This is a genomic window from Xenorhabdus anantnagensis (assembly GCF_028598555.1).
Lineage (GTDB): Bacteria > Pseudomonadota > Gammaproteobacteria > Enterobacterales > Enterobacteriaceae > Xenorhabdus > Xenorhabdus anantnagensis.
The window spans coordinates 83,050-107,309 of record NZ_JAQRFN010000005.1 but is presented as its reverse complement, the minus strand read 5'-3'; the positions used below and the strand labels follow the sequence as shown (position 1 = coordinate 107,309).

Genomic DNA, 24,260 nt, shown 5'->3' with positions numbered 1-24,260 from the left:
TGAATATGTGTATTTCTGCACCTCTCATATCAGTTTTACCCTGATATTAGGGGTGTAGTTTTTTATGGTTCGATATCAACCAGTTGTTTTGAAACTCGTTTTAATAACGAAAAGGATATATGAGCAGTAGAAGTTCAAGCGATAGCGGTGTATTTATCTGGTAGAGTACGCACAAATGCCTTTATCTCTCTGAACCCGCCATATATTCCCGTGGCGGTCTCCCCATAGCTTTGCGGAAAAACGTCACAAACGCACTATCATTGGCAAAACCGAGTTCTTGTGCAACATAGGACAGGGTTTTGTTCTGTGCCAGCAACTCTATTGCCTTTACCAATCGCCATTGCTGCCGCCATTGTTGGTAATTCATTCCTGTTTCACGCTGAAATATCCGAGTAATCGTTTTCTCGCTGGCGCCGATATAAGTCGCTAATATATTCAACGATGGCGGCAATTGCTCAAATGATAAACGCGCTAAACGCCGATCAGACGGCAACTGCAATAAAGTCGGTTCCCTACGCGCCTCACGGATTTCATCAAAAAAGACTGCCAACAAATTTGTCCCCTTTCCCTGATACCAATCAGAATCGAAAGAAGATATAGCTATTCGCTCCAAAAGCGCCTGTAGCAGTGGCGTGGCTTCCAACACTTCACTTTGTGTCGAAATTAACACTATTCCAGAAACATTCGAATAGTGGGTGTTCAAATAATGAGTATCAAAATAAATAGAGCGGTAGCCTACCGAGCCACGCATTTCTGCCCGATGCAGTGTTTTCGGAGGTATCCATGCCACTCTGGTTGGCGGCAGAATAGAGATTTGATTTGCCAATGTGATCTTGATACAGCCCCGTTGGGTAAATAGCAATTGCCCCATATCATGCTGATGAAAACCTGAATCGTGTTGTCCCATCTCTGCTGCGATCCCTACCACTGGCACATTCAAACTATCATTCAAACCATCAGGATCAAAATGATCACTTTGTTGTAGCCACGCCATGTTACTCCCCCTGATTCAATGTCTGATTAAATAAATAATCTGTCTTTATTATCATAAAAAGACAGCAATCAGAATGCTAACCTTTCGAGTTATTACTTACTTATCATCAGAAGAAAAAATCATGCAAACTAAACCATCACTTTGGCTTGCCATTGCCTTGATGATGTTTCCGCAGATCGTAGAAACTATCTATAGTCCTGCATTAACCAATATTGCCAATGGGTTTTCGGTTAGCTCAGAGCAAGCCGCTCAAACATTATCACTCTACTTCTTTGCTTTTGCCCTCGGGGTTGTCGTCTGGGGGCGCATGTGTGATGTGATTGGCAGACGCTCGACCATCATTGCTGGCCTGTCACTCTATGGCTTCGCTTCCCTGCTGGCATTGTTGACTCAACAATTTTGGTTACTACTCGTTGCCAGAATACTGTCTGCTTTCGGCGCAGCAGTTGGCTCTGTCGGTACACAAACTATTATGCGTGATACTTATCGTGGAGAAGAATTGACGCGCGTCTTTTCCATCATGGGTATTGCCTTAGCTGTCAGCCCTGCCATTGGTATGCTTAGCGGCTCAACATTGAACTATTTTGCTGGTTATAAAGCAGTCTTTTCTGGGCTAACCATTTTGGCGATTATCCTGACTAGCTGGTCTATCGCTCGGCTGCCCGAAACTCGGCCAAATAACGTGGCAAAAGTGTCTTTATTCAGCACTGCAATCATGATGCTCAAAGATATTTCAATTTGGCGAAGTGCGTTTTTGATCGCATTTTTCAATATTTGTTTGTTCAGTTACTACCAATTAGCACCATTCCGTTTTGAACAACTGGGAGTGTCACAGGAAACATTTGGTTATACTGGCTTGTTAATGACTTTTGGGGCTGGGCTAGGCTCTTTATTAAACAAGTATCTATTAAAACAACAATGGATACCTGCCAAATTAGTCACACTCGCTTCATTGATTAGCCTACTGAGTGGGGGCGGTGTATACCTACTCGAAAATAGCTGGCTCTTTATTTTTCCAATGTTGGGGATTGTCATCGCTTATGGACTGGCTATTCCGAATATTCTGGCTTCTGCATTAACCCACTATTCAGAGCGATTGGGTACTGCTGGTGCTTTACTGGGATTGTTTTACTATTTACTACTGGGCCTTGGTTTGGCATTGGCAGGCTGGAGTCAAGCATTGGGCTGTGTACTGATATTTTGTGGGATAAGCACGATTGTTTTGTCCCTTGTTCAAGCATCCCTTTTTAAACAAAAATAAAAAGCCCCCAGCTCCCAAAATGGAAATAAAATCTGGGGGCTATATAGATTAAGCCGGATTAGGGATATCGATAAAAGTCACATCCAACCCATAATTATTCACCAGCCATTCGCCGAGCGCTTTGATACCATAGCGCTCGGTTGCATGATGCCCTGCCGCAAAAAAATGCAGTCCCATTTCACGGGCAACATGGATAGTCTTTTCTGATACTTCTCCCGTCACAAAGGCATCAACACCAAATTCAGCCGCCTGTTCAATAAAACTTTGGCCGCCACCTGTACACCATGCCAGTGTGCGGATTTCTTCTGGCGCATTATCGCCACAATACAGTACTTTTCTCTCCAGATTTTTTTCAAGGCGTTCAGTCAATTCTGCTGGCGTAATAGGTTGATCAAAAGCACCATGAGGAAGAAAAGAATCAATCTCACCTATAACCTTCACCCCCATCTGACGTGCCAATTGGACATTGTTGCCCAAAGCCGGATGGGCATCTAACGGAAGATGATAGCCATACAGGTTGATATCATTGCAGAGTAGTGTTTGCAAACGACGGCGTTTCATGCCACGGATAACGGGAGATTCATTCTTCCAAAAGTATCCATGATGAACGATGACAGCATCCGCTTCAAGACGAACGGCTTCATCCAATAATGCCTGACAAGCTGTCACGCCAGTAATCACCCGTTGAACATGGGAACGGCCTTCCACCTGTAATCCATTGGGGGCATAGTCTTGAAATTCACGGACTCTCAATTCCGTATTGAGCACATGCTCCAATTCAACATTGTTCATCGCATTCCCCTTGTCACTTAGCCTTTTATTCATCATAAAATACATACCTGCCATGAATTAAGTCAATTCACTCGCCAAATTGCCTATGCCCGCCATCTTCCAAGCCAGGCTCGAAATAGATTGGATATCAAAATCTTGGGTTATAAATGTATGCCTTAATTACATACAAAACACCTTGCCAGCATAAACCAGCAAGGTGTCAAAAACTATATTCAAGGTGTTATATTCAAGATGCTATATTCAAAATACTCGCTCAGGCAGAAAAAACCAAGAATGGAAACCTGAGGGACGGGAAAGGTCATTAGACTCCATCATAATGCTGTGCTAGCGATTTCGAGTACCTGAAGCTATTTCTAAACATTCCAGCCACACTGGCTTATCACTGGTTTTAACCCATACTTTATGCAGATAGCTATAAAAACGGGCCCGATCGCGACGAAACAGCATGACAGGAAGCGCAATGACGCCCAATGATACAGCGCCAATACGCCGCAAGAGAATCTGGAGCAAAGAGTATTCACGATATATAGACATTGATATCCTCCTCATGGGCATAACCTGTAAGATGCATAAAATTTTATCTGATAAAGTGAAAATTTACTACTCATCCGACCACTTTTTTAGTGGTACAAATCACCTTTTTTTTCTAGCTGTGTAACTTAATTACAAAACCATACTTAAACAGAAACAAAACCAACAATTTCAAAACAAAAAATTAACCATAAATTGTTTGCTACACTTGCCTTAATGATACTTTGTCGATGAATTCCGCAGGTTATTTATACTTTTTTACGCTTTCAGGAACTCTTTCAATAACTTCTTTGTATGGTCATTCCTATGCGGTAACCGGCTATTTCTTAAAGAAATAAGCAAGGAGATAAACCATGAATATATACCTCATCCTTGGCATTTTTCTGGTGACGCTATTACTGGGCTATCTAATTTATGCGTTGATGAATGCGGAGGATTTCTAAATGGCAGCATCCGCTTTTTTACTGATTGCCAGCTTCTTGCTCATACTGGTTCTATTGAGCAAGCCTCTTGGCAATCTGATCGCCAGACTCGTCGAAGGAGAATTGCCTCGCTGGCTGACAAAAACAGAAATCATTCTATGGCGTTGTTGTGGCTTGCAAAAACCCGGCCACAATGTCAAAGAAATGAACTGGTGGCAGTATGCACTTACGATCTTCATATTCAATATAGCGGGGCTATTGCTACTGTTTACCCTGCTGATTAGCCAAGGTCACTTACCACTGAATCCACAACATTTTGCTGGTATGAAATGGGATCTGGCACTGAATACCGCAATCAGTTTTATTACTAATACTAATTGGCAGGCTTATAGCGGAGAAAATACCCTCAGTTACCTGAGCCAAATGGCCGGATTGACTGTTCAGAATTTTTTGTCTGCGGCAACCGGCATTTCTGTGGCTTTTGCCTTGATGCGGGCGTTTTCCCGTCAAAGCACGAAAACCGTGGGAAATGCATGGATCGACATCACACGTATTACTTTATATCTTTTACTTCCGCTTGCGATCATCCTTGCTTTTTTCTTTGTCAGTCAAGGTGTTATCCAAAATTTCTCTTCCTATGTACTCACCCACTCGCTTGAAGGACAACAACAATTAATTCCTATGGGACCCGTTGCTTCTCAAGAAGCCATAAAACTTTTGGGCACCAATGGCGGAGGATTTTTTGGGGCAAACTCAGCTCACCCATTTGAGAATCCAACTTCACTCAGTAACTTTGTCCAAGTTCTGGCTATTTTTTTGATCCCCTGTGCATTATGTTTCGCATTCGGTCTGGTTGTCGGAGACAACCGCCAGGGATATGCTCTGCTCTGGGCAATGAGCATTGTTTTCATTATTGCCGCCAGTATCGTGATGTATGCCGAAACCGCCGATAACCCTCATCTTATACAGTCCAATATCAGTAACCACGTTAATATGGAAGGAAAGGAGTCCCGCTTTGGTATCCTTGCCTCTTCCCTTTATGGTGTTGTGACGACAGCCGCTTCCTGTGGTGCCGTAAATGCAATGCATGATTCCTTTACTCCACTGGGAGGCATGATACCGCTTTGGTTGATGCAGATTGGTGAAGTCATATTCGGTGGGGCAGGTTCTGGTCTTTATGGCATATTGCTGTTCGTCCTGCTTGCCGTATTTATTGCAGGTTTGATGATTGGCCGGGCACCAGAATACTTAGGTAAAAAAATTGATATCCATGATATGAAAATGGTCGCACTGGCGATTTTAGTTACCCCGTCGCTTGTTTTATTAGGAACCTCTCTGGCTATTTCAATCGATGCAGGTCGCAGCGCTATTGCAAATCCCGGCGCTCACGGCTTCACTGAAGTGCTTTATGCTTTTTCATCCGCAGCCAATAACAACGGGAGTGCCTTTGCCGGACTCAATGCCAACAGCGTCTTTTATAACCTGCTGTTGGGGGTAACCATGTTTCTTGGACGTTTTGGTATCATTCTGCCTGTTCTGGCCATCGCTGGTTCCATGGTTAACAAAAAACGCCAGCCTATTAGCAGTGGCACTTTACCGACCCACGGTTCCCTCTTTATTGGATTATTAATTCTGGTCATTTTACTGATTGGTGCTCTCACATTTATCCCTGCTTTGGCGCTTGGCCCTATTGCAGAACACCTACAACTTTGGCCGTGAAAGCATGAGATAAAAAGAGCATGAGGTAAAATATGAAAAATAAACCACAAGTATTATTTGAACCTACTCTGATTCGTCAAGCACTTATCGACTCGTTAAAAAAATGCCATCCGGCTCAACAATGGCGCAATCCGATCATGTTCGTTGTTTATGTAGGGAGTTGTCTGACCACCGCATTATGGATTGGCATATTAATGGGACAACTAACGGGCAATATGTTATTTACCGGAGCCATTGCTCTCTGGTTATGGATTACCGTGCTGTTTGCCAACTTTGCAGAAGCACTGGCGGAAGGACGTAGCAAAGCCCAAGCATCCAGCCTGAAAAGCGTAAAAAAAACCAGTTGGGCGATCAAACTGACATCATCCAGCCGTGAAGCCGTAAAAGAAAAAGTCACTTCTGACACTTTGCGTAAAGGGGACATCGTGCTGGTGGAAGCAGGAGAAACTATTCCTTGTGATGGTGAAATCTTTGAAGGAGGAGCTTCCGTTGATGAAAGCGCCATTACAGGGGAATCTGCACCAGTTATCCGCGAATCAGGGGGCGATTTTTCCTCTGTTACTGGAGGTACGCGAGTTTTATCAGATTGGCTAATCGTCGAATGTACTGCCAATCCGGGCGAAACCTTTTTAGACAGAATGATTTCAATGGTTGAAGGGGCTAAGCGACGTAAAACACCAAATGAAATAGCCCTCACTATTTTGCTTACTGCACTAACCATTATTTTCTTACTGGTCTGTGTAAGCCTACTGCCTTTTTCCTTGTTCAGCGTCCAAGCCAACCAATCTGGCGCGCCCATTACACTCACTGTATTGATTGCCTTACTGGTTTGCCTGATCCCCACTACCATTGGCGGTTTACTGTCAGCCATTGGTGTTGCCGGTATGAGCCGCATGTTGGGAGCCAATGTCATCGCCACCAGCGGGCGTGCTATTGAAGCGGCTGGAGATGTAGATGTTCTGCTACTCGATAAAACTGGCACGATCACACTCGGAAATCGCGAGGCGTCTCAATTTTTACCTGCTCCGGGCGTAACAGAGCGACAGTTAGCTGATGCTGCCCAACTCTCTTCTTTTGCAGATGAAACACCGGAAGGGCGCAGCATCGTCATCTTGGCAAAACAACGTTTCAATATGCGTGAACGAGATCTTCGAGAATTAAAAGCCACATTCGTTCCTTTCTCTGCCATGACACGCATGAGCGGAGTCAATATTGATAATCGCATGATCCGCAAAGGCGCTGTCGATGCCATTCGTCGCTATATTGAAGCCAACCACAGTCATTTCCCTGATGTGGTTGATCATTTGGTACAACAAGTCGCGTATAAAGGAGGAACACCATTGGTTGTTGCTGAAAATCAGCAGGTCTTGGGAGTCGTCGCCTTAAAAGATATTGTGAAAGGCGGGATTAAAGAACGCTTCACTGAAATGCGTAAAATGGGCATCAAGACCGTCATGATTACAGGTGACAATCACCTAACTGCCGCGGCCATTGCAGCCGAAGCTGGCGTTGATGATTTTCTGGCAGAAGCCACTCCCGAAGCGAAACTCGCCCTGATCCGCCAATATCAGTCCGAAGGGCGTCTGGTTGCCATGACTGGCGATGGTACAAACGATGCGCCAGCGCTGGCACAAGCAGATGTTGCCGTTGCCATGAATTCAGGTACACAGGCAGCAAAAGAAGCAGGCAATATGGTTGACTTGGATTCCAACCCTACCAAGTTGATTGAAGTTGTACATATTGGCAAACAGATGTTAATGACCCGCGGTGCTTTGACAACATTCAGCATTGCCAATGATATTGCTAAATATTTCGCCATCATTCCCGCCGCTTTTTCAGTTACATATCCACAACTTAATGCATTGAACATCATGCACCTTCATTCTCCGGAATCTGCGGTACTGTCTGCTGTTATCTTCAATGCGATAATTATAATCCTTCTGCTGCCATTGGCGCTAAAAGGCGTCAGCTACCGCCCAATGAACGCATTGTCACTCTTGCGCCGAAACCTATGGATATATGGCCTTGGCGGTTTGCTTGTGCCTTTTATCGGTATTAAGCTCATTGATATATTGCTCACTGCCTTAATTTTTTAACTGACGATCTTTAATTAATCTGTATTTAAATAATCAGGCCTTCAAATAAGGTGATGAAAAATGATCTGGTTACGTTCTTCCATTGTTCTGCTGACATTTCTTAGCTTAATCACTGGCATAGCCTATCCATTACTGGTGACGGGAATATCAGAATTTTTATTTCCTCATCAAGCCAAAGGATCGCTAATAGAGCAGAATGGCAAACTCGTTGGTTCTGAATTAATTGGTCAAAATTTTACTAAATCCACCTATTTTCATGGCCGGCCTTCCATGACGGCAGGGAAACCGTACAACACCCTATCATCAGGGGGTAGTAATCTCGCTATGACCAATCCTGAACTGAAAAACAAGATAGACCAAAACATTATCCGGGTAAGTTTATTCAATCATCCGCAAAAATATCCGATCCCCGTTGATTTAATCATGGCATCCGGTAGCGGACTCGATCCGCATATATCCCCAGAAGCCGCTGAATTTCAGGCACCACGTGTAGCGATAGCCCGTCACATACCGCTCGAAGTCATTCATAAACTCATCGAGCAGCATATTCAACATCCCCTGCTGGAATATATGGGGCGGCCGATAGTCAATGTACTGGAGCTGAATCTGGCATTGGATAACCTAGACTCACAAGGCAAACCACAAGGCAAATAAGATATGGTGCAAAACGAGCCAAAACGCCCCGATCCTGATGACTTACTGATACTGGCAAATGAAAAACCACGTGGCAAACTAAAAATATTTTTCGGGGCTTGTGCAGGTGTCGGTAAAACTTACGCCATGCTGCAAGAAGCTCAACGGTTGCTGGCACAAGGGTTAGATGTCATTGTCGGTGTTGTTGAAACCCATGATCGACAAGAAACCGCTGCCCTACTGAAAGGCTTGCCTCAATTACCACCAAAATATTTCCGCTACCATCAACGCAGAACAGCGGGATTTGATATTGATGCTGCCCTTGCCCGCCATCCGGCCATTATTCTGATGGACGAACTGGCATTCAGTAACCCTGAAGGTTGCCGCCATCCGAAACGCTGGCAAGATGTAGAAGAATTACTGGAAGCTGGCATTGATGTACTGACTACTATCAATGTGCAGCATTTGGAAAGTTTGAATGATGTTGTCGGTGGTATTACCGGTATTCGTGTTCGGGAAACCATTCCCGACCATATATTTGATCAGGCCAATGATGTTGTTCTGGTTGATCTGCCTCCTGATGATCTGCGTCAGCGGCTCAATGATGGCAAAGTTTATATTTCAAGTCAGGCCGAGCGTGCCATTGAACATTTTTTTCGCAAAGGAAATCTGATTGCCCTGCGTGAATTGGCACTACGTTGCACGGCAGATCGCGTAGATGAGCAAATGCGCGCTTTTCGTGATACCCGAGGAAAAGAACCCGTATGGCATACGCGAGAAAATTTGTTGCTGTGTATTGGCTATAATGCGGGCAATGAAAAACTGATTCGGAAAGCTGCTCGCTTGGCAGCAAAACTCAATTGCATCTGGCATGCTGTTTATGTTGAAACGCCCAAACTACACCAATTGCCAGAAAGCAAACGACGTACTATTTTACAAGCCTTGAAACTGGCCCAAGATTTGGGGGCTGAAACCGCAACACTCTCCGACTCCTATGAAGAAAATGCAATCCTGCACTACGCCAGAGAACATAATTTAGGGAAAATCCTTATTGGCCGCTATTACAACGCCCATTCAAATTTCTTTGGCTTTAAATGGCGCAGTGACTTTTCAGAACGACTGGGAAAACTCGGCCCTGATTTAGATCTGATTATTGTTGCGTTGGAAGATAAAAAACGCGGGGACAAAGAGCCAAAAGATAGCCGAACATTCTATGACAAATGGCGAATCCCGATTCAGGGTTTTTTGATGGCAATTGTACTCTGTGCCCTCATTACTCTTTTTTCCCGGGCTTTTTTACTAACTCTTGATAAAGCCAACTTAGTGACACTCTACATGCTCGGCGTTGTCATCATCGCCCTGTTTTATGGTCGTTGGCCATCCGTCTTTGCTGCTTTCATCAATGTCATCAGTTTCGACATTTTCTTTGTCCAGCCACACTGGTCATTGGCAGTCAAAGATATGCAATATTTGCTCACACTGACTGTAATGCTGATTGTCGGGGCTGTTGTCGGAAACCTCACCGCAGGCATACGCTATCAGGCCAGAGTCGCCCGTTATCGCGAACAGCGAACACGACACTTATATGAAATAACACGCGAATTGAGCAAGGCCCTGAACGAAGAAGATGTAGCTTGTATCAGCTATCACTTTCTATCCAATAGTTTTCAGGCAAAAACGGGGTTACTGCTGCCAGATAGCGACCATCATTTATATCAAGTGAAATCCAGCAATGGTGGTCAAATGCAAATTGACGAAGCGATTGCCAAATGGTGTTTTGATAAAAAACAATCGGCTGGGGCAGGCACTGACACATTACCGGGAGTACCTTACCAATTATTGCCGATCGCCACACCCTCGCAGGTCTTTGCCGTTCTTGCCATTGAATCCCCCAACCTGCGCCAATTATTGATACCGGAGCAACAACGGCTATTACAAACTTTCACAGGACTCATCGCCAACGCACTGGAGCGGTTATACCTTGCCCGCAGCGCAGAATCCGCCAAACTGGAAACTGAGCGGGAGCAATTACGTAATTCATTATTGGCAGCTCTATCCCGCGATTTACGCACTCCGTTAACCGTACTATTCGGGCAGTCAGAAATACTGATGTTGGATTTATCCGCAGAAAATTCGCCGCATATACAAAAAGTTAACCAAATTCGCCAGCAAATTCTCAGCACTTCACGACTGGTCAATAATCTGCTTGATATGGCACGGCTCCAATCAGGTGGTATTCAGCTCAATCTTGAATGGTATTCACTGGAAGAAATTGTCGGCAATGCCTTGCGTTCTCTGGAATATACCCTCAATCGCTACACAGTAGATATTTCCTTGCCCAACAATTTATTGCTACATTGTGATGCCGCCTTACTGGAACGTGTTTTTCTCAATCTGCTGGAAAACGCCATTAAATACACCAATGAACAGACTTCCTTGGGCATACAAGCCACTATTGAGAAAAAAACCGATCAAAAACAGGTGCATATTGAAGTCTGGGATGCGGGAGCAGGAATACCATCAGGGCAAGAAAAACTTATTTTTGATAAATTCTCCCGCGCCAGCAAAGAATCAGCCATACCCGGTGTCGGGCTAGGATTGGCGATCTGCCGCTCCATTATTGAAATCCACGGTGGAAAGATATGGGCGGCTAACAATAAAAAAGGTGGAGCTAGTTTTCATTTTCTTCTACCGTTGGAAGATCCACCAAAAATTGAAAATGCTCTCGAGGATATGTGAGTATCGCTAACGTGAATACAACTAATATCAGTATGGTCAAACCGATCCCGCTCGTCCTAAGCATTTGCTGACAGAAACAGGAATCGGTTATCGGTTTATGCCTGACGAGTAAATAAAATATTCAGGCTCAAAATGATCAAGTAATTTGCCTGATTGCGTTATTTCCTGCGAACAGGCAAACCTGTTCCACGAATTCCTTCTTGTGGCAGAACCAATACGGCTGCCGTCCATGCTGGCATTATTACCTCACCATTTTCTGTTATTCTCACCCCCGCGGCCAAAGATGCCTTACCCAATTCACGTTGAATATCATTTAATTTCAACCCGTTGATATTAAGATCTTTGACAGTCACAGACCAAGGTGCGGCATTAATAGCGACGACCAAGCCATCAAACCGCCAATCACGATCACTCTGGGTCATATTGCCATCATCAATCGTCATTATCAGTAAACCTATTTGCTGGTGAGGGCCAACATTAACAAAATCGACACGTTGCCTGATAGCAGCACCATTACCAAGAGTCATCAATGGTGAAAGTTGACGTAATCGCAATAGCTCCTGATAAAACGCCATCATCTGTAATAATTCATTTTGGCCTGGTTTTTTCACCTGATTCTTCACCCGATAGATCAATGGATAATTCTTACCATCATTGCTGTATTCGGGTAGCCCTACATCATAATTATTGTCTTTATAGCCATAGCTAACACGATTAAACCAATCGCCAGCGTCATAGGAATCGCGGGTAAAGGATTTTGAACGCAATAATTCTGAACCCTGTTGATCGAAAGCCAAGCCTTGTCCAAGAAATACCGTAGCAAGGGAGATTGCCTGCATACGAACCCTCGTCATCAGACTCGCTTCATGGGCAGCTTTATAGCTGATAATGTCCCACAATGTTTGATTATCGTGCTTGGATACATAATTCAGCACCTCAATCGGATCTGACGCATAACCCGCAGCAGTCCCCTTGTAATCAATTTCGCGGCCTGTTTTCACTGCCCCATCTTTATCGATCATGACAAAATCAGCCAAATTGCCAGCCATGCCAATACGTACCAAATCCCATAAATGACGAACGTTATCCGCATCTAACCGGGAAATTTCATTAGGCAATATTTCAGCACCGTTGCCTACTCCCTGATTACTGCGAAGACTATCGGCTACATCAAATGGCCCGCCGCCACGTACCGCATCCCGCAACCTGTCAGAGAACGTGCCAATGCCTGTTCCCTTAAGGTTGAGCTGAGAAGCGGTTTCGAATCGATCATCCTGCCCGGAATTCCATCCCTCTCCGAAAAAGTAGATCGATGGGTTAATAGTTCGCACTTTTTCCAGTGCCGATAGAATTTGTGCTTTGGGGTGATAACCCATTAAATCGAACCGAAACGCATCTATCTTATAATCTTTAACCCACGTCACTAGTGAATCTTCGATCAATTTGGCAAACATGCGACGCTCCGGAGCAGTGTCAGAACAACAAGTATTATTTTCAACCTTGCCTGTTATTTCATCCAAACGGTGATAATACCAAGGCACAATCTTATCCAATATCGACGTCCGGGAAGTAGGGCCTGCCGCATCAGTATGATTATAGGCAACATCCATGATCACATTCATGCCCAATTGCTGCTTAATAGCCTGTACCATGGAACGAAATTCTTTTATGCGGCCGGAACCTTCCGGATTAGTGGCATAAGAGCCTTCCGGCACTGAATAGTGAAATGGATCGTAACCCCAGTTATAGGAATCCGTTTTTGCTACTATTGTATTCAGTTCTTGCACCTGCGGGTTATTGATATTGTCATCGCGTTGCAATTGCTGCAAAACCTCCCGCACGGTCAATGAACTATGGCAATAATCGGCAAAACGACCATTTTTCACCATCGGATTGATTTGACACAGACGACTAAAAGGGTGTTCAAGATCAGCCACTTGCTGGCTGAATTCATTAACAGAAGCAATATCAAACACAGGCAGCAACTCCATATGAGTCATTCCCGCCTGACTCAACGCCTCAAGATGCTTGAACATATCACTGTTATTATCAGTCAGCGCCAGATACTTACCCCGCCAGGCTTCTGGTATCGTACTGTCTGCAACGGAAAGATCACGGATATGCGCTTCATAGATAGCCATACGTGCAATATCCGTCGGTGTACTTTGTGAATATGGGGCCGACAGGTGATCCCAGTTTTGAGGCTTGAGGGATTCATCATCCAGATTGACGACCTGACTATATTCCGAATTAGTAGACAGGCTATAAGAATAGGGATCGGTAACCTCATAGCGTTCTACATTGCGAGATTGCGGGTGGTAAACCTGTAAATCATAGCGGTAATAAGCGCCGATCAACTCCTTACCGCCTTGCCATGACCAAGAACCACTCGCTGCATCACGTTGCATTGTGTGATTGGCGATAGCCTGTTTATTTTGATTATAAATAATCAGACTAACCTTTTGTGCCGTGGGTGCCCACAATCTGAAAATCACCTCCTTATTATCTATCCGCGCCCCATATTCCAATTTATCAGCCGCATCAGAGAAACGATCATCCAGTACACCAGCCGTTTGTACTTGGGTCGCCGATAGGGATAAACCTTGCTCATTGGCCGACAAAACCACCAAATCCCCGGCCAGCAATCGATCAATATCCGTATTTTCAGGCAAACGGAAGGCGGGCCACTTCGCCAGATGAGGGAACTCCTTTGCTGTTTTTTGACTTAATATCGTCGGAATGAGTGTCAGATAATTATCAGTGAAATAGCCTTGGTCATTGGCCTCCACCTTATTATTGTGATTGTAATATAGGCGAACAATAGGTTTACCTGCCCCACCTGACCATGTTTTATTATCTGACCACAATAACGTCTGCTTATCGACCCAGTGAGCGGAAGCTTGAGAAATTACGGGTTCAAAATTAGCAGTTCCTGTACGGCTGAGATAGATGTGTTGACTATCTGATACCTGATCCAAGCTATGTACCATCACTTTCTCCTGATTTTTCAACAAGTCAGTTTTATTTGGAACGCAATGTGTAAGTAGTGAAATCAATAACCCGCAGCCTAAAATAAGGTAAATCTTTCTCCAAAAGTCAGATTTCATAGCCAAACCCTTTTAATGAAAGATAACAGTAATTCTTTAATTTTTAATAAAAATAAAAATAAAAATAAAAATAAAAACAGTGATTAAATAGGGGAATAGGCATTCTTACCTCATCCTTTTATTAATAAAAATGGGGAGGAGAATAAAGGATGAATTATTTTTTGATGTATACCCAATAGATTTCAGGTTGTAGTACCGACAACAAACTTCATCACTAGAATCATTATCAGAACCATAAAACAAAAGTCGCAGCAATCGCTGCGACTTTTGTTTTTCTAATCAGAAACAGAGGACTCAATCAACCAGCAGAAAATACCTGATTAACGATTTCCTGTGCTTCTTGCTCAATTTTTTCCCGATGCTCCGCACCGAGAAAACTTTCGCAATAGATTTTATAGGCCTCTTCCGTGCCAGAAGGGCGGGCAGCAAACCAGCCATTGTCACTCATTACTTTCAAGCCACCGATGGAAGCGCCATTACCTGATGCGGTTGTCAGGCGAGCAGTAATCGGATCGCCCGCCAATACATCCGCCTTGACCATTTCTGGTGACAGTTTGGACAGCAATGCTTTTTGCTGATGAGTAGCCGGAGCCTGAATACGACTATAGCTTGGCGTGCCAAATCTGGCTGCCAGTTTGTCGTAACGTTGCTGTGGGTTCTCACCGGTAATTGCAGTCATTTCAGCCGCCAACAAGCAAAGGATGATGCCATCTTTATCGGTTGACCACGGGGTGCCATCAAAACGCAGGAAAGATGCACCAGCACTTTCTTCTCCACCAAAGCCCAACTCGCCTTTATATAATCCATCCACGAACCATTTAAAACCGACGGGAACTTCTACTAATTCACGCCCCAGATCAGCTACAACACGGTCAATCATGGCACTGGAAACCAGTGTCTTACCTACGGCGATATTTTCAGGCCATTGAGGACGGTGACGGAATAGATAATCCACAGCCGTTGCCAAATAATGGTTAGGATTCATCAAACCCGTTGGTGTAATAATCCCATGACGGTCATAATCAGGATCATTGGCAAAGGCCAGATCAAATTTACCGCGCAGCTCCAACAACCCTGCCATTGCCCAACGAGACGAGCAATCCATGCGGATCACACCGTCATGATCCAGTGTCATAAAACGGAATGTCTGATCGATCTTATCATTAACCAGTGTCAGATCGAGCTTGTAATACTCCCCAATCCGCTGCCAGTAAGCAATCCCAGAACCGCCCAACGGATCGATACCAATTTTCAAACCGGCGTTCTGGATCGCGTCCATATCCACAACTTCACCCAGCGCAGTAACATAAGGATCAATCAAATCTTGAGGATGCAGGCATTCACTTTTTAATGCCAGTTCATAAGGTTGTCGCTTGAGCCCGTTGAGATCGTTCGCCAGTAATTCATTGGCGCGCTGTTCAATAATTGCAGTCAGATCGGTATCGGCAGGCCCGCCGTTGGGGGGATTATATTTAATGCCGCCATCTTCCGGCGGATTGTGGGATGGCGTGATCACGATCCCATCTGCCAGACTTTTTCCCTGACAGTTGTGGCATAAGATGGCATGAGAAATGGCAGGAGTCGGTGTGAATCCATTATTTTCCTGCACAATTACATCCACACCATTCGCCGTTAATACCTCCAATACAGAGATAAATGCCGCTTCTGAAAGCGCATGGGTATCTTTACCCACATAGCACGGTCCGGTAATCCCGTGTTGCGAACGAACTTCGACAATGGCCTGAGAAATAGCCAAGATATGTAATTCGTTGAAACTATTGCGTCCAGAACTGCCACGATGACCAGAAGTGCCAAATTTGACTTTATGTGCTGGATTTTCAGGATGTGGTTGTAAGGTGTAATACTGTGAAGTGAGTTGGGCAACATTAATTAAATCATGCTGCTGGGCGAGCTGCCCTGCTCTTGGATGAATTGCCACTTTAGTATTTCTCCTGAGAGACTGCACTGGCGATAAGCCAGTACAGTATAAATAAGTTAAACGATTAGATTAGTAGGGTAACTAGCTGAATTTCGCTAACTTAAGAATTTCACTAAATTAAGAATCTCATTAAATGAATAATCACATTAAATAGTGCCACACACTTTCTCAACCAAATTTGCTGGAAACTTCATATCCTGCATAACATGTTCAATCATGCTACGTTTACGGTCAGTATTAGTATTAGTGATCACCCAAAAAGGCGTACCGGGGATATGACGAGGCTTAGTTTGCTTGCCACTGGCTAATAAAGTGTGTTCATCACCCGCGAAATAGGTGCGGGTACGACCATGCATCGCTTCCGTTGTTTTGGAAAAACTCTCGCTGTTCAGGCTATACAGTGTAGACAGGATCAGCATAAAGCGCTCAACAGATTTTTTCTTTTCAGCGTACTCATCAGAAAGCAATAATTCACGAATAACGCGGACAGCATCACGGGAACGGGCAACCGGGACTTTAACAACAGGTGCAGGATCGTTGGCAGACTCTGTAATTTGTACTGGCTGCCCGGCGTCCAATTTCAATATGCGCCGTAAAATATCAGATGCACTTTCACCGATATGCAGAGTTTGGCTTGCAATAAAGCGGTAAAGGTCTTCATCAACTTCTATCGTTTTCATTTCTATCCAGTACTGTTCTTAATGAAAAATTATTTTGGGATTATAAGATATAATACCAAAAAACAAAACAATTAAACTTTCAATAACTTAAAGTGATTCTTTTTTAAATTGAGAATCATTAGGAAAGCGACTTCCCTCTAAAATAAATCAATCAGTTACAACTATTTTATCCCATTTTCGTCCCATTGAGTTTGTCACTGTTCACATGTCATGATATTAAACATATCAATATTAAACATTATATAAATGGTATTAAATTCAGGCAAATTATGAAGGCAAATAGTCAATTAAATTATCATTTTCACACTTCGGAAAATCCACAATCTTCAACTCCTATTGTCTTGATTCATGGGCTTTTTGGAGATTTAAACAATCTGGGAGTATTGGGGCGTGATTTACAACAACATTATCCGGTGATTCAAATTGATGTACGTAACCACGGTATTTCACCACGCATGGAAAACATGGATTACCGCGATATGGCGCAGGATGTCCTGACGCTCCTTGATGAGCTGAATGTATCCAACGCCACTATTATCGGGCATTCCATGGGAGGCAAAATCGCTATGACCATGACAGCCGTTGCACCAGAACGCATCGAAAAAATCGTGGTGATTGACATGGCTCCCGTTGCTTACCCAGTTCGCCGCCATGACAGCATCTTTGCAGCACTGAATAAAGTTACAGCAGCCGGTGTACAAACCCGACAAGCAGCAACAGAGATTATGCACCAAGATATTCGGGAAGAAGGTGTTATTCAATTTTTACTGAAATCGTTCCGCCAAGGGGAATGGAAATTCAATCTACCCGTTTTGCAAAGTGAATACGAAAAGATTATCGGTTGGGAAACTATTCCTGCATGGCATAAACCTGCCCTGTTTATTCGTGGAGGAAATTCAGATTATATTACCGAGGAATATAGAGAAGATATTATCAGCCAATTTCCACAAGCAACAGCCTGGGTTGTCGCAGGTTGTGGGCATTGGGTTCACGCAGAAAAACCTGAAGCTGTACTCAGGGCAATTCATCGCTTTTTAGAAAAAGAATAATTCTGCTATCAACCCACATTTAGTGGGTTGATAAAAACAAGACATACTTAATATTATTATCAATAAATTAATTCCTCTTGAAGATAATCCCACCTTTATTTCTTATACTTAACCAAAAAGCAGAACTAATATAAAAATAATTATATCTAATTCATTACTGACATCTTAATATATGTAAGAAAAAAATAATCAGTAAACATTACACTAATATTAAATAATATATTCCATCGACAAATAGAACATATTAACTTTAATTAAGGACAAAAAATAATGAACGATAATATCTTATATAATCCTATTGCACATCTTTACGAGAGTTTTTCAGACTCAACTCCTCATATCGAGGTAGAAATTAGAACAATCCTCAATCTAGCCGGCGATATACAAGGAAAATCAGTATTAGATTTAGCATGTGGATATGGTCTTTTTAGTCGGAAATTTAAGAATCTTGGTGCTTCAAAAGTTGTTGGTGTCGATATCTCAGACAAAATGATAGAAATTGCCAGAAATAAATCACAACAATACAATGATGATATAGAGTTTCATATAAGAAATGTCTGTGAGATGGAATCATTTGGGAAATTTGATCTAATAGTCGCGGCCTGGTTATTTTGCCATGCGGAATCACTTGAAGATCTTACAACAATGTTTCGTGTAATTGCAGATCACCTTAAGCCTTCCGGTAAACTCGTAGCTTATACCTTTGAACCTGATTATCGATTAGCAAAAGGGAACTATGAAAATTATAAAATAAAGGTTCTGAGTGAAGAACCAGTAAAAGACACAACCCTCTTAAAGGCTGAATTTATTACGACTCCTCTCAGTCCTTTTACGATGTATCGTTGGAGCCGTGAACAATATGCAGATGCAATCAATAAAGCAGGTTTACAATTTGAATGGCATAAACCAATGTTGTTAGAGAGTGATATTAAAAGCCATCCTTCAGGTTTTTGGGATGATTATCAACGCAACTGTCTTGATACAGCTCTTGTTTGTCACTTCTAACAAAAATAATCCCCCATAATTCAGGGGGATTATTTCATTAAATATTTTATTCTCCGATCAATCCTACACTGTCTATATAAGTTGTACCTTCATGTACATGTATTATTAACTTCACTTGTTTGTTATTTACCAATGCTAATTCTAAGGCCGTCAACATCTGGTTACCAGGACTTGAACTTATCCCATAAGTTAACAGTGCATTCTCAAGTCGTTTATTACCATAATCATCACTTATTTCAACAGATACATTACTGGAAACAGGAGATGCTATATGAAGATTAGAAACATATCCTGAGACTGTAAGTTGGTTTTGTTGTATTTCAGTATCATTATTAGAATTCGGTTTATTTTTTTGCATAATTAATCTCACTTAATATCATATTTTATTAATAATATTAAAATCATTTAAATCACATAAAATAAAATTGTGAAAACAATAAAATATCGCTCTATTATTACTTATATATAGCTACAGATTTTATAGCATTGTCTTCCCCAAACACCCTCACTTTTTTCTTATAGATAACGGCTAATTCTAAAACCGTTAGTAGTTGCTCACCAAGACTTTCAGTTAGATTATAATACAAATTAGCATCATGAATTGCTGACCTATCACCTATTACTGTAACAAATATATTATTTACATTATGTGGGATAACTAAAAAACTAACATAACCCTCTACTGTAAATGAATCATTTTCTGTCCCAACATCATTAGAATCCACTGTGTTTTTACGCATATTAAACCTCGCTAAATATCACACATATTAACGGAATAAAACGGGATTTATCATAAATAAAATGATATCAGCATTAATATATAGAAAAATCATTCGGGCAACATGAAATTACCGCCTCAATATTCATTATATAACAATATAAATTACTGCCCTTATTTGTTCTTGTATTTATATTTTTCATGCATCCCAATTATGTTGTTTAAATATTAATAAATATTAACTTCAAACGAAATCAATAACATATTATTAATATATTTTAATAATATAAATTATCCTAATTATTCAAGTGGTTATTTATTTAATGCATCATTCAAAACTAGCTCAAACATCCTTGTAGTTAACATTAAAACTTACTGCGATCATTTTATTTTTCAACAGATATCGGTGTCTAACCGAGATTAGCGGCTATCTCCGCCATCCCATTGATAACAATAGTGATAGTTGCAATTAGTTATTTTTTGATCAAAAATGGTTTGTACTAAACTTTCAGGAGCTAATAAAGGCTTACCAATTAAAAGTAAACTCAATAATAGGAAACAAATATGACAATGTCATCACTACAAAGTCAAAATCGCAAATCAAATAACACTGAAAATGAGGTATTGAAAATATGTAAAGAAGTTTTACTCGTAGAATCGATGGGCATTAAAGATGACTTCTTTAGTCTTGGTGCTGATTCTATTTCCTTAGTTGAAATACAAATTTTTATTGAGCAATATTTAGGAAAAAAAATAGATTGGAGTGACGTGCTCAGATTCAGAAATGTTGAATCTCTTGCGGCTTTTATTGACTCAACTCACCGCCTTCCACCTCAAGACAAGAGAGAAATTGAATGGCGTGGAGTAAAATATGCTTTCCGTGTTATTGGTGATATTGATACTACAGCCCAGAAAGCAAAAACCGCAGTACCAAAGCTGATTATAGCTGGCGGTTTTCAAGATATGTATTCTTTACCGCATCTTGAATATCTCCTTAAAGATGATGGCCCTCTAATCATGGTTGACTTACCGGGAACCGGGGCTTCGGACAATATACCAGACAATAAGAGTTTTGGATTTCTTGCCGAATGTGCCCGACATATTTTAGATGAGCTATCTTTGCAAACGATAAACCTTATTGGTATTTCTTACGGCGGCTCCACTGCTCTGGAATTTTCTTATCGATGGCCTGAGAGACTCAATAAAGCTGTATTAATTGGCGTAGCATTAACTCAGCCACCTCGTATTCAAGACCGATTAAATACTGCGTTGAAATTACTCAGTGAAGGAAAATATGATGAATCTATCGAGAAAATTATTTCAAGCATTCTTTGCCTTGAACCTGGTACTGATATACTAGGAAAAGATACTACATATAGACTACTAAAAACGACACTACAGGAATCAACGCGACAACAAGGAGAACGATATGAGGGTCTCCAAACGCGTATTTTGAACCAAAAGAAATACGAGAGAGCTGACAACTTCAACAAACCCATTTTATTTACAACTGGTGAATACGATATCATTACACCACCTGAAAATGTCAGATATTGCGCTTCTATTTTCCCAAACTCAACATTCACCACCATCAAAAAATCGGATCACCTCGTGATGGTAGAGCGCCCAGATGTGCTGGCTGATCTTCTTATTCGTTTTTTCAATGGGAAAGGCTTTACCAATACTAATTACTTGAATGAAATTGAATTAGTTAATTAACAGTTCAGTAAAAATCCATCTATAAACAATAAATTAGGTTAATATACTCTGTTACATTAAAACTAATCGGGTGATATGTTGAATTTTTCCATATGTTACCCGGTATTCGGCAAAAGTATAGTTTAGCCCTACTATAGTACGAGCGATACTTCCCTGTACACCTCAGCAAATTCCTCGATCTACCGTTGTCACCTGAGTTTTCTGTTAGAATTAAAAATGGAATGTATATACAAACAACAACACTTTGCATTCATAACCTAAAAATGCCCCTTCACTGAATCAAATCAGATACAATAATTAGATACAATAATTAGATAATTTTGGAAAATATTGCCAGTAAGCTATCTTATCTAAAATCATCTTTGGTAATTCACAATTATCATATACATTACAGATTGGATCATTACAGATTACATCTAATACTTCCTCAATAAAGTATTGAAGAGATTCAAGATGTTTAAAAGTCAGATCACAAACATTCATAAAAACCTCCAATGATAAATAATATTCTTCTTCTGGAAGTTCATTATGACCTTTCTCATTAAAAATAATATCATAATAAACGACATCTTCATAGATAAAATCATCCAGATAATCTAAAGATAAAAAATCAGTTATATAAAAAGCACGCTTGATACTTTCAATTTCATCCATTAAGTCTGCAAAACATTCCCAGCATTGACTATCATTTTTACTCATAATAGATTCAATACATTTATTTACGCTTATAACATTAAAAGCAGAAAAACCTAAAGATTTTAAAATAGAATTTATTTTATTTACACTACAATGCACTCCATCAAAAAAAGAAACATTTAATTTAGGTTGTAAATCATTTTTAAAATTATAGCTTTTCTCATAAATATCCGAAAATAATTTTCTATTATTTTGAATAACTATAAATTCATCAACACTATATTTATTAGACATTGTTTCATTAATCGTTTCTTTTAGAAACTTCTCCTTTTCTATTTCTAGAGAGAAGAAGTTATGGACTTTTATACTTCCCAAATCTTCAATCATATATTTATTATGAGCATAAAAAGAATCTATTTTATTTTTATAAAAATTTAATTTTATTTGCTCCTCAACCTTACTAATATGCGCATTTGTTTGTATTGTTCTATGAATCGATGTAACAAAAAAAGTTAGTGAAGAAGACAATGCTAAAATAGCTACTGGTATTTGTAATAACTCTAAATTATCTTTGTCTTTATCTGTTACCTTTAATGTACTTTCTGATAAGATGGTTTTTTGTAAATCCTTAGCAACAGGCTCCCAAATTATAATACTAGCTATTGATGCAAGTACAATAGGGAGAGCTATAGCTAGCCAAAAAAGACTTTGTTTATGTAAACCTCTTTCATCTAAACGAAGTTTCCCTTTTATTAACAAAATAAAAAAAATAATTAAAAAAGAAAAAATTAAAAAACATATAGAATAAACCTCAATTTCTTTATCCATATCAACCTAAGCATTTACTTTAACTTTAAAAAATGACAGCTATTTCTACCGTAGAGTTATGATTAATGCAAGTTGTATTATAGAAATTATTCTTTCATAAATGAACCTCCTGGCATAAGCATGGGTGCACTTGCATATACATAAAAGAAACAAATAATCGAGGCGGCAAGAGCAACTATTTCCTCATTTATCTTCTTTTGAAAGAATCGGGTCACTATTTATTTTTGCAAAAAATCAAATGAAGATATGACTTATGAAGCATAAGGCACCGGAATATAATTACCCTTATAATATGAGTTAACTAAAGTATCATACTAATTTTTAATCATGCACTTAAAGAACGTATCTCCCAAAAGAAAAGAATATCTATTCCTTCAAAACATAAAAATAAAATATTAATAAAAAAATTTAATCATTAAAAATAAAACAACCTACCTTATGGATTAATAGATTGTTTTATTGATTAAGTTAAAATTAAATATAAAATTCCTTAATCATTAATGGAGGAACTCATTAACTCCACCACATTATCAAGTAGTTTTGACGTACATGCCGATATCAGGCTACCACCAAACATCACTTTTTCCCGATCGCCATTCAAAGCACAGAAATCCCCACCAGCTTCTTTGATACAAGGCAAAATCGCAGCGCTATCCCACGGTTTCATCAAGGTATCAATGGCGCAATGCAGACGTCCGGCTGCGACCATGGCATGTTGGTAAGCATCATTCACAAAAGTAAAATCACGAGCTGATTTTACTAACGCATCCAAATTATAAGCGACCGTCCCCTCAGCGGAATTATAGCTCGTACTGTGTATTCCTGAGGCTGTGATCACAGCTTGTTCGACAATTTCCGGTGAGTTTTCTGCAATTTTAAGTTGACGCAATGGCTTCCCTTCCACATTCATCCAACAACCCTGACCTTTTGATGCATACACCATGGTTGAAATTGCCGGAAAACTCATCACCCCAACAATAGGTTCACCTTTTTCAACAAAAGCAATCAAGGTACTGAATAAGGGAATGCCATATATAAATGCCCTTGTGCCATCAATAGGATCAATGATCCAGCCTGATTCAAACTCTTCTGCTCCATTCAGCCCGAACTCCTCGCCCCAAATAGGGATACCCGGACTACGTTTTGCAAAAATGTCTCGAATTTCTGCTTCCAGCATTAAATCAGTTTGAGTGACAACAGAGCGATCGGGCTTGTAATCAAACTGCCCTGCTCCATCAAAAGCATCCTGCGTTCGTTTTCTAATGGTATTTACTGCTTCAAGGGCTATCTTCAACATTAGTTTGTGCCTCCTTTATTAGTGCAGGGTAAGGATCTAAATATTACGGTTAAAAAAAATGGCCCACCATAGTGAGCCATTTTTCATTAATGAAA

General features: G+C 40.9%; 19 protein-coding genes. 9 read left to right on the top strand and 10 right to left on the bottom strand.

Annotation, left to right across the window (positions count from 1 at the left end):
• Window positions 1–181: 181 nt before the first annotated feature.
• A complete protein-coding gene (locus PSI14_RS05825; RefSeq protein WP_273574935.1) occupies window positions 182–994 on the bottom strand; it encodes an AraC family transcriptional regulator in 813 nt (270 codons plus the stop codon).
• A gap of 121 nt (window positions 995–1,115) precedes the next feature.
• Here PSI14_RS05825 and PSI14_RS05820 point away from each other — a divergent pair, with 121 nt between their 5' ends.
• Window positions 1,116–2,255, top strand: a complete 1,140-nt coding sequence (locus PSI14_RS05820) for an MFS transporter (RefSeq protein ID WP_273574933.1) — start codon at window positions 1,116–1,118, stop codon at window positions 2,253–2,255.
• A gap of 48 nt (window positions 2,256–2,303) precedes the next feature.
• Here PSI14_RS05820 and PSI14_RS05815 read toward each other — a convergent pair whose 3' ends face one another.
• Together PSI14_RS05815 and PSI14_RS05810 are read right to left on the bottom strand one after the other, a co-directional pair.
• Window positions 2,304–3,047: a type 2 GTP cyclohydrolase I gene (locus tag PSI14_RS05815; RefSeq protein ID WP_273574931.1), complete on the bottom strand. Its 744-nt coding sequence runs from the start codon at window positions 3,045–3,047 to the stop codon at window positions 2,304–2,306.
• Between the two features lie 324 nt (window positions 3,048–3,371).
• Window positions 3,372–3,581, bottom strand: coding sequence for a YbfA family protein (locus PSI14_RS05810; protein WP_273574929.1), 210 nt, complete (start codon window positions 3,579–3,581; stop codon window positions 3,372–3,374).
• 350 nt (window positions 3,582–3,931) lie between these two features.
• On the opposite strand from PSI14_RS05810, the gene kdpF reads away from it, so the two are divergent.
• Genes kdpF through kdpD form a run of 5 tightly spaced genes read left to right on the top strand, consistent with a single transcriptional unit; the run spans window position 3,932 to window position 11,187 of the window.
• The gene (kdpF, locus tag PSI14_RS05805; protein WP_092518039.1) at window positions 3,932–4,021 is read left to right on the top strand and encodes a K(+)-transporting ATPase subunit F; all 90 of its coding nucleotides are present in this window, start codon (window positions 3,932–3,934) and stop codon (window positions 4,019–4,021) included.
• Window positions 4,022–5,719 carry a potassium-transporting ATPase subunit KdpA gene (gene kdpA, locus PSI14_RS05800; protein ID WP_273574928.1) on the top strand — a complete coding sequence of 566 codons (1,698 nt, stop codon included), beginning with the start codon at window positions 4,022–4,024 and terminating at the stop codon, window positions 5,717–5,719.
• A gap of 32 nt (window positions 5,720–5,751) precedes the next feature.
• On the top strand, window positions 5,752–7,815 hold the full coding sequence (gene kdpB / locus PSI14_RS05795; protein ID WP_273574927.1) for a potassium-transporting ATPase subunit KdpB: 2,064 nt from the start codon (window positions 5,752–5,754) through the stop codon (window positions 7,813–7,815).
• A 60-nt stretch (window positions 7,816–7,875) separates the two neighbouring features.
• Window positions 7,876–8,469 (top strand): potassium-transporting ATPase subunit KdpC, encoded by a 594-nt coding sequence (gene kdpC, locus PSI14_RS05790; protein WP_273574926.1) that lies wholly within the window; start codon window positions 7,876–7,878, stop codon window positions 8,467–8,469.
• Window positions 8,470–8,472: 3 nt separating this feature from the next.
• Window positions 8,473–11,187, top strand: coding sequence for a two-component system sensor histidine kinase KdpD (gene kdpD / locus PSI14_RS05785; protein WP_273574925.1), 2,715 nt, complete (start codon window positions 8,473–8,475; stop codon window positions 11,185–11,187).
• A 158-nt stretch (window positions 11,188–11,345) separates the two neighbouring features.
• Here the strand turns inward: kdpD and pulA are convergent, their stop codons facing one another.
• The 3 genes from pulA to seqA form a co-directional block, all read right to left on the bottom strand.
• Window positions 11,346–14,177 carry a pullulanase-type alpha-1,6-glucosidase gene (pulA, locus tag PSI14_RS05780; RefSeq protein WP_273574924.1) on the bottom strand — a complete coding sequence of 944 codons (2,832 nt, stop codon included), beginning with the start codon at window positions 14,175–14,177 and terminating at the stop codon, window positions 11,346–11,348.
• Window positions 14,178–14,592: 415 nt separating this feature from the next.
• Window positions 14,593–16,233, bottom strand: coding sequence for a phosphoglucomutase (alpha-D-glucose-1,6-bisphosphate-dependent) (pgm, locus tag PSI14_RS05775; protein ID WP_273574923.1), 1,641 nt, complete (start codon window positions 16,231–16,233; stop codon window positions 14,593–14,595).
• A 146-nt stretch (window positions 16,234–16,379) separates the two neighbouring features.
• Entirely contained in the window at window positions 16,380–16,913 is a 534-nt protein-coding gene (gene seqA / locus PSI14_RS05770; protein ID WP_273574922.1) for a replication initiation negative regulator SeqA, read from the bottom strand.
• Between the two features lie 269 nt (window positions 16,914–17,182).
• On the opposite strand from seqA, the gene ybfF reads away from it, so the two are divergent.
• Both ybfF and PSI14_RS05760 read left to right on the top strand, forming a co-directional pair.
• Window positions 17,183–17,962 carry an esterase gene (gene ybfF, locus PSI14_RS05765; RefSeq protein ID WP_273574921.1) on the top strand — a complete coding sequence of 260 codons (780 nt, stop codon included), beginning with the start codon at window positions 17,183–17,185 and terminating at the stop codon, window positions 17,960–17,962.
• 270 nt (window positions 17,963–18,232) lie between these two features.
• A complete protein-coding gene (locus PSI14_RS05760; RefSeq protein WP_273574920.1) occupies window positions 18,233–18,967 on the top strand; it encodes a class I SAM-dependent DNA methyltransferase in 735 nt (244 codons plus the stop codon).
• A 46-nt stretch (window positions 18,968–19,013) separates the two neighbouring features.
• Here the strand turns inward: PSI14_RS05760 and PSI14_RS05755 are convergent, their stop codons facing one another.
• Window positions 19,014–19,325: a hypothetical protein gene (locus tag PSI14_RS05755; RefSeq protein WP_273574919.1), complete on the bottom strand. Its 312-nt coding sequence runs from the start codon at window positions 19,323–19,325 to the stop codon at window positions 19,014–19,016.
• Window positions 19,326–19,422: 97 nt separating this feature from the next.
• Window positions 19,423–19,707: a hypothetical protein gene (locus tag PSI14_RS05750; protein ID WP_273574918.1), complete on the bottom strand. Its 285-nt coding sequence runs from the start codon at window positions 19,705–19,707 to the stop codon at window positions 19,423–19,425.
• A gap of 542 nt (window positions 19,708–20,249) precedes the next feature.
• Between PSI14_RS05750 and PSI14_RS05745 the strand changes: the two genes are divergently transcribed.
• Complete coding sequence (locus tag PSI14_RS05745) at window positions 20,250–21,404, top strand: alpha/beta fold hydrolase (protein ID WP_273574917.1); 1,155 nt, start codon at window positions 20,250–20,252, stop codon at window positions 21,402–21,404.
• 297 nt (window positions 21,405–21,701) lie between these two features.
• On the opposite strand, the gene PSI14_RS05740 is transcribed toward PSI14_RS05745, so the two are convergent.
• Window positions 21,702–22,868 carry a hypothetical protein gene (locus tag PSI14_RS05740; protein ID WP_273574916.1) on the bottom strand — a complete coding sequence of 389 codons (1,167 nt, stop codon included), beginning with the start codon at window positions 22,866–22,868 and terminating at the stop codon, window positions 21,702–21,704.
• 490 nt (window positions 22,869–23,358) lie between these two features.
• Complete coding sequence (locus PSI14_RS05735; protein WP_273574915.1) at window positions 23,359–24,165, bottom strand: inositol monophosphatase family protein; 807 nt, start codon at window positions 24,163–24,165, stop codon at window positions 23,359–23,361.
• Between the last annotated feature and the right edge of the window lie 95 nt (window positions 24,166–24,260).

Bases quoted from the DNA above. Each gene is read 5' to 3' on its own strand.
- PSI14_RS05825 (WP_273574935.1), bottom strand. From the start codon at position 994: ATGGCGTGGCTACAACAAAGTGATCATTTTGATCCTGATGGTTTGAAT.
- kdpB (WP_273574927.1), top strand. From the start codon at position 5,752: ATGAAAAATAAACCACAAGTATTATTTGAACCTACTCTGATTCGTCAA.
- PSI14_RS05745 (WP_273574917.1), top strand. From the start codon at position 20,250: ATGACAATGTCATCACTACAAAGTCAAAATCGCAAATCAAATAACACT.
- PSI14_RS05815 (WP_273574931.1), bottom strand. From the start codon at position 3,047: ATGAACAATGTTGAATTGGAGCATGTGCTCAATACGGAATTGAGAGTC.
- kdpC (WP_273574926.1), top strand. From the start codon at position 7,876: ATGATCTGGTTACGTTCTTCCATTGTTCTGCTGACATTTCTTAGCTTA.
- kdpA (WP_273574928.1), top strand. From the start codon at position 4,022: ATGGCAGCATCCGCTTTTTTACTGATTGCCAGCTTCTTGCTCATACTG.
- seqA (WP_273574922.1), bottom strand. From the start codon at position 16,913: ATGAAAACGATAGAAGTTGATGAAGACCTTTACCGCTTTATTGCAAGC.
- ybfF (WP_273574921.1), top strand. From the start codon at position 17,183: ATGAAGGCAAATAGTCAATTAAATTATCATTTTCACACTTCGGAAAAT.
- PSI14_RS05755 (WP_273574919.1), bottom strand. From the start codon at position 19,325: ATGCAAAAAAATAAACCGAATTCTAATAATGATACTGAAATACAACAA.
- PSI14_RS05820 (WP_273574933.1), top strand. From the start codon at position 1,116: ATGCAAACTAAACCATCACTTTGGCTTGCCATTGCCTTGATGATGTTT.
- PSI14_RS05810 (WP_273574929.1), bottom strand. From the start codon at position 3,581: ATGTCTATATATCGTGAATACTCTTTGCTCCAGATTCTCTTGCGGCGT.
- PSI14_RS05750 (WP_273574918.1), bottom strand. From the start codon at position 19,707: ATGCGTAAAAACACAGTGGATTCTAATGATGTTGGGACAGAAAATGAT.
- kdpF (WP_092518039.1), top strand. From the start codon at position 3,932: ATGAATATATACCTCATCCTTGGCATTTTTCTGGTGACGCTATTACTG.
- kdpD (WP_273574925.1), top strand. From the start codon at position 8,473: ATGGTGCAAAACGAGCCAAAACGCCCCGATCCTGATGACTTACTGATA.
- pulA (WP_273574924.1), bottom strand. From the start codon at position 14,177: ATGGTACATAGCTTGGATCAGGTATCAGATAGTCAACACATCTATCTC.
- PSI14_RS05760 (WP_273574920.1), top strand. From the start codon at position 18,233: ATGAACGATAATATCTTATATAATCCTATTGCACATCTTTACGAGAGT.
- PSI14_RS05735 (WP_273574915.1), bottom strand. From the start codon at position 24,165: ATGTTGAAGATAGCCCTTGAAGCAGTAAATACCATTAGAAAACGAACG.
- PSI14_RS05740 (WP_273574916.1), bottom strand. From the start codon at position 22,868: ATGGATAAAGAAATTGAGGTTTATTCTATATGTTTTTTAATTTTTTCT.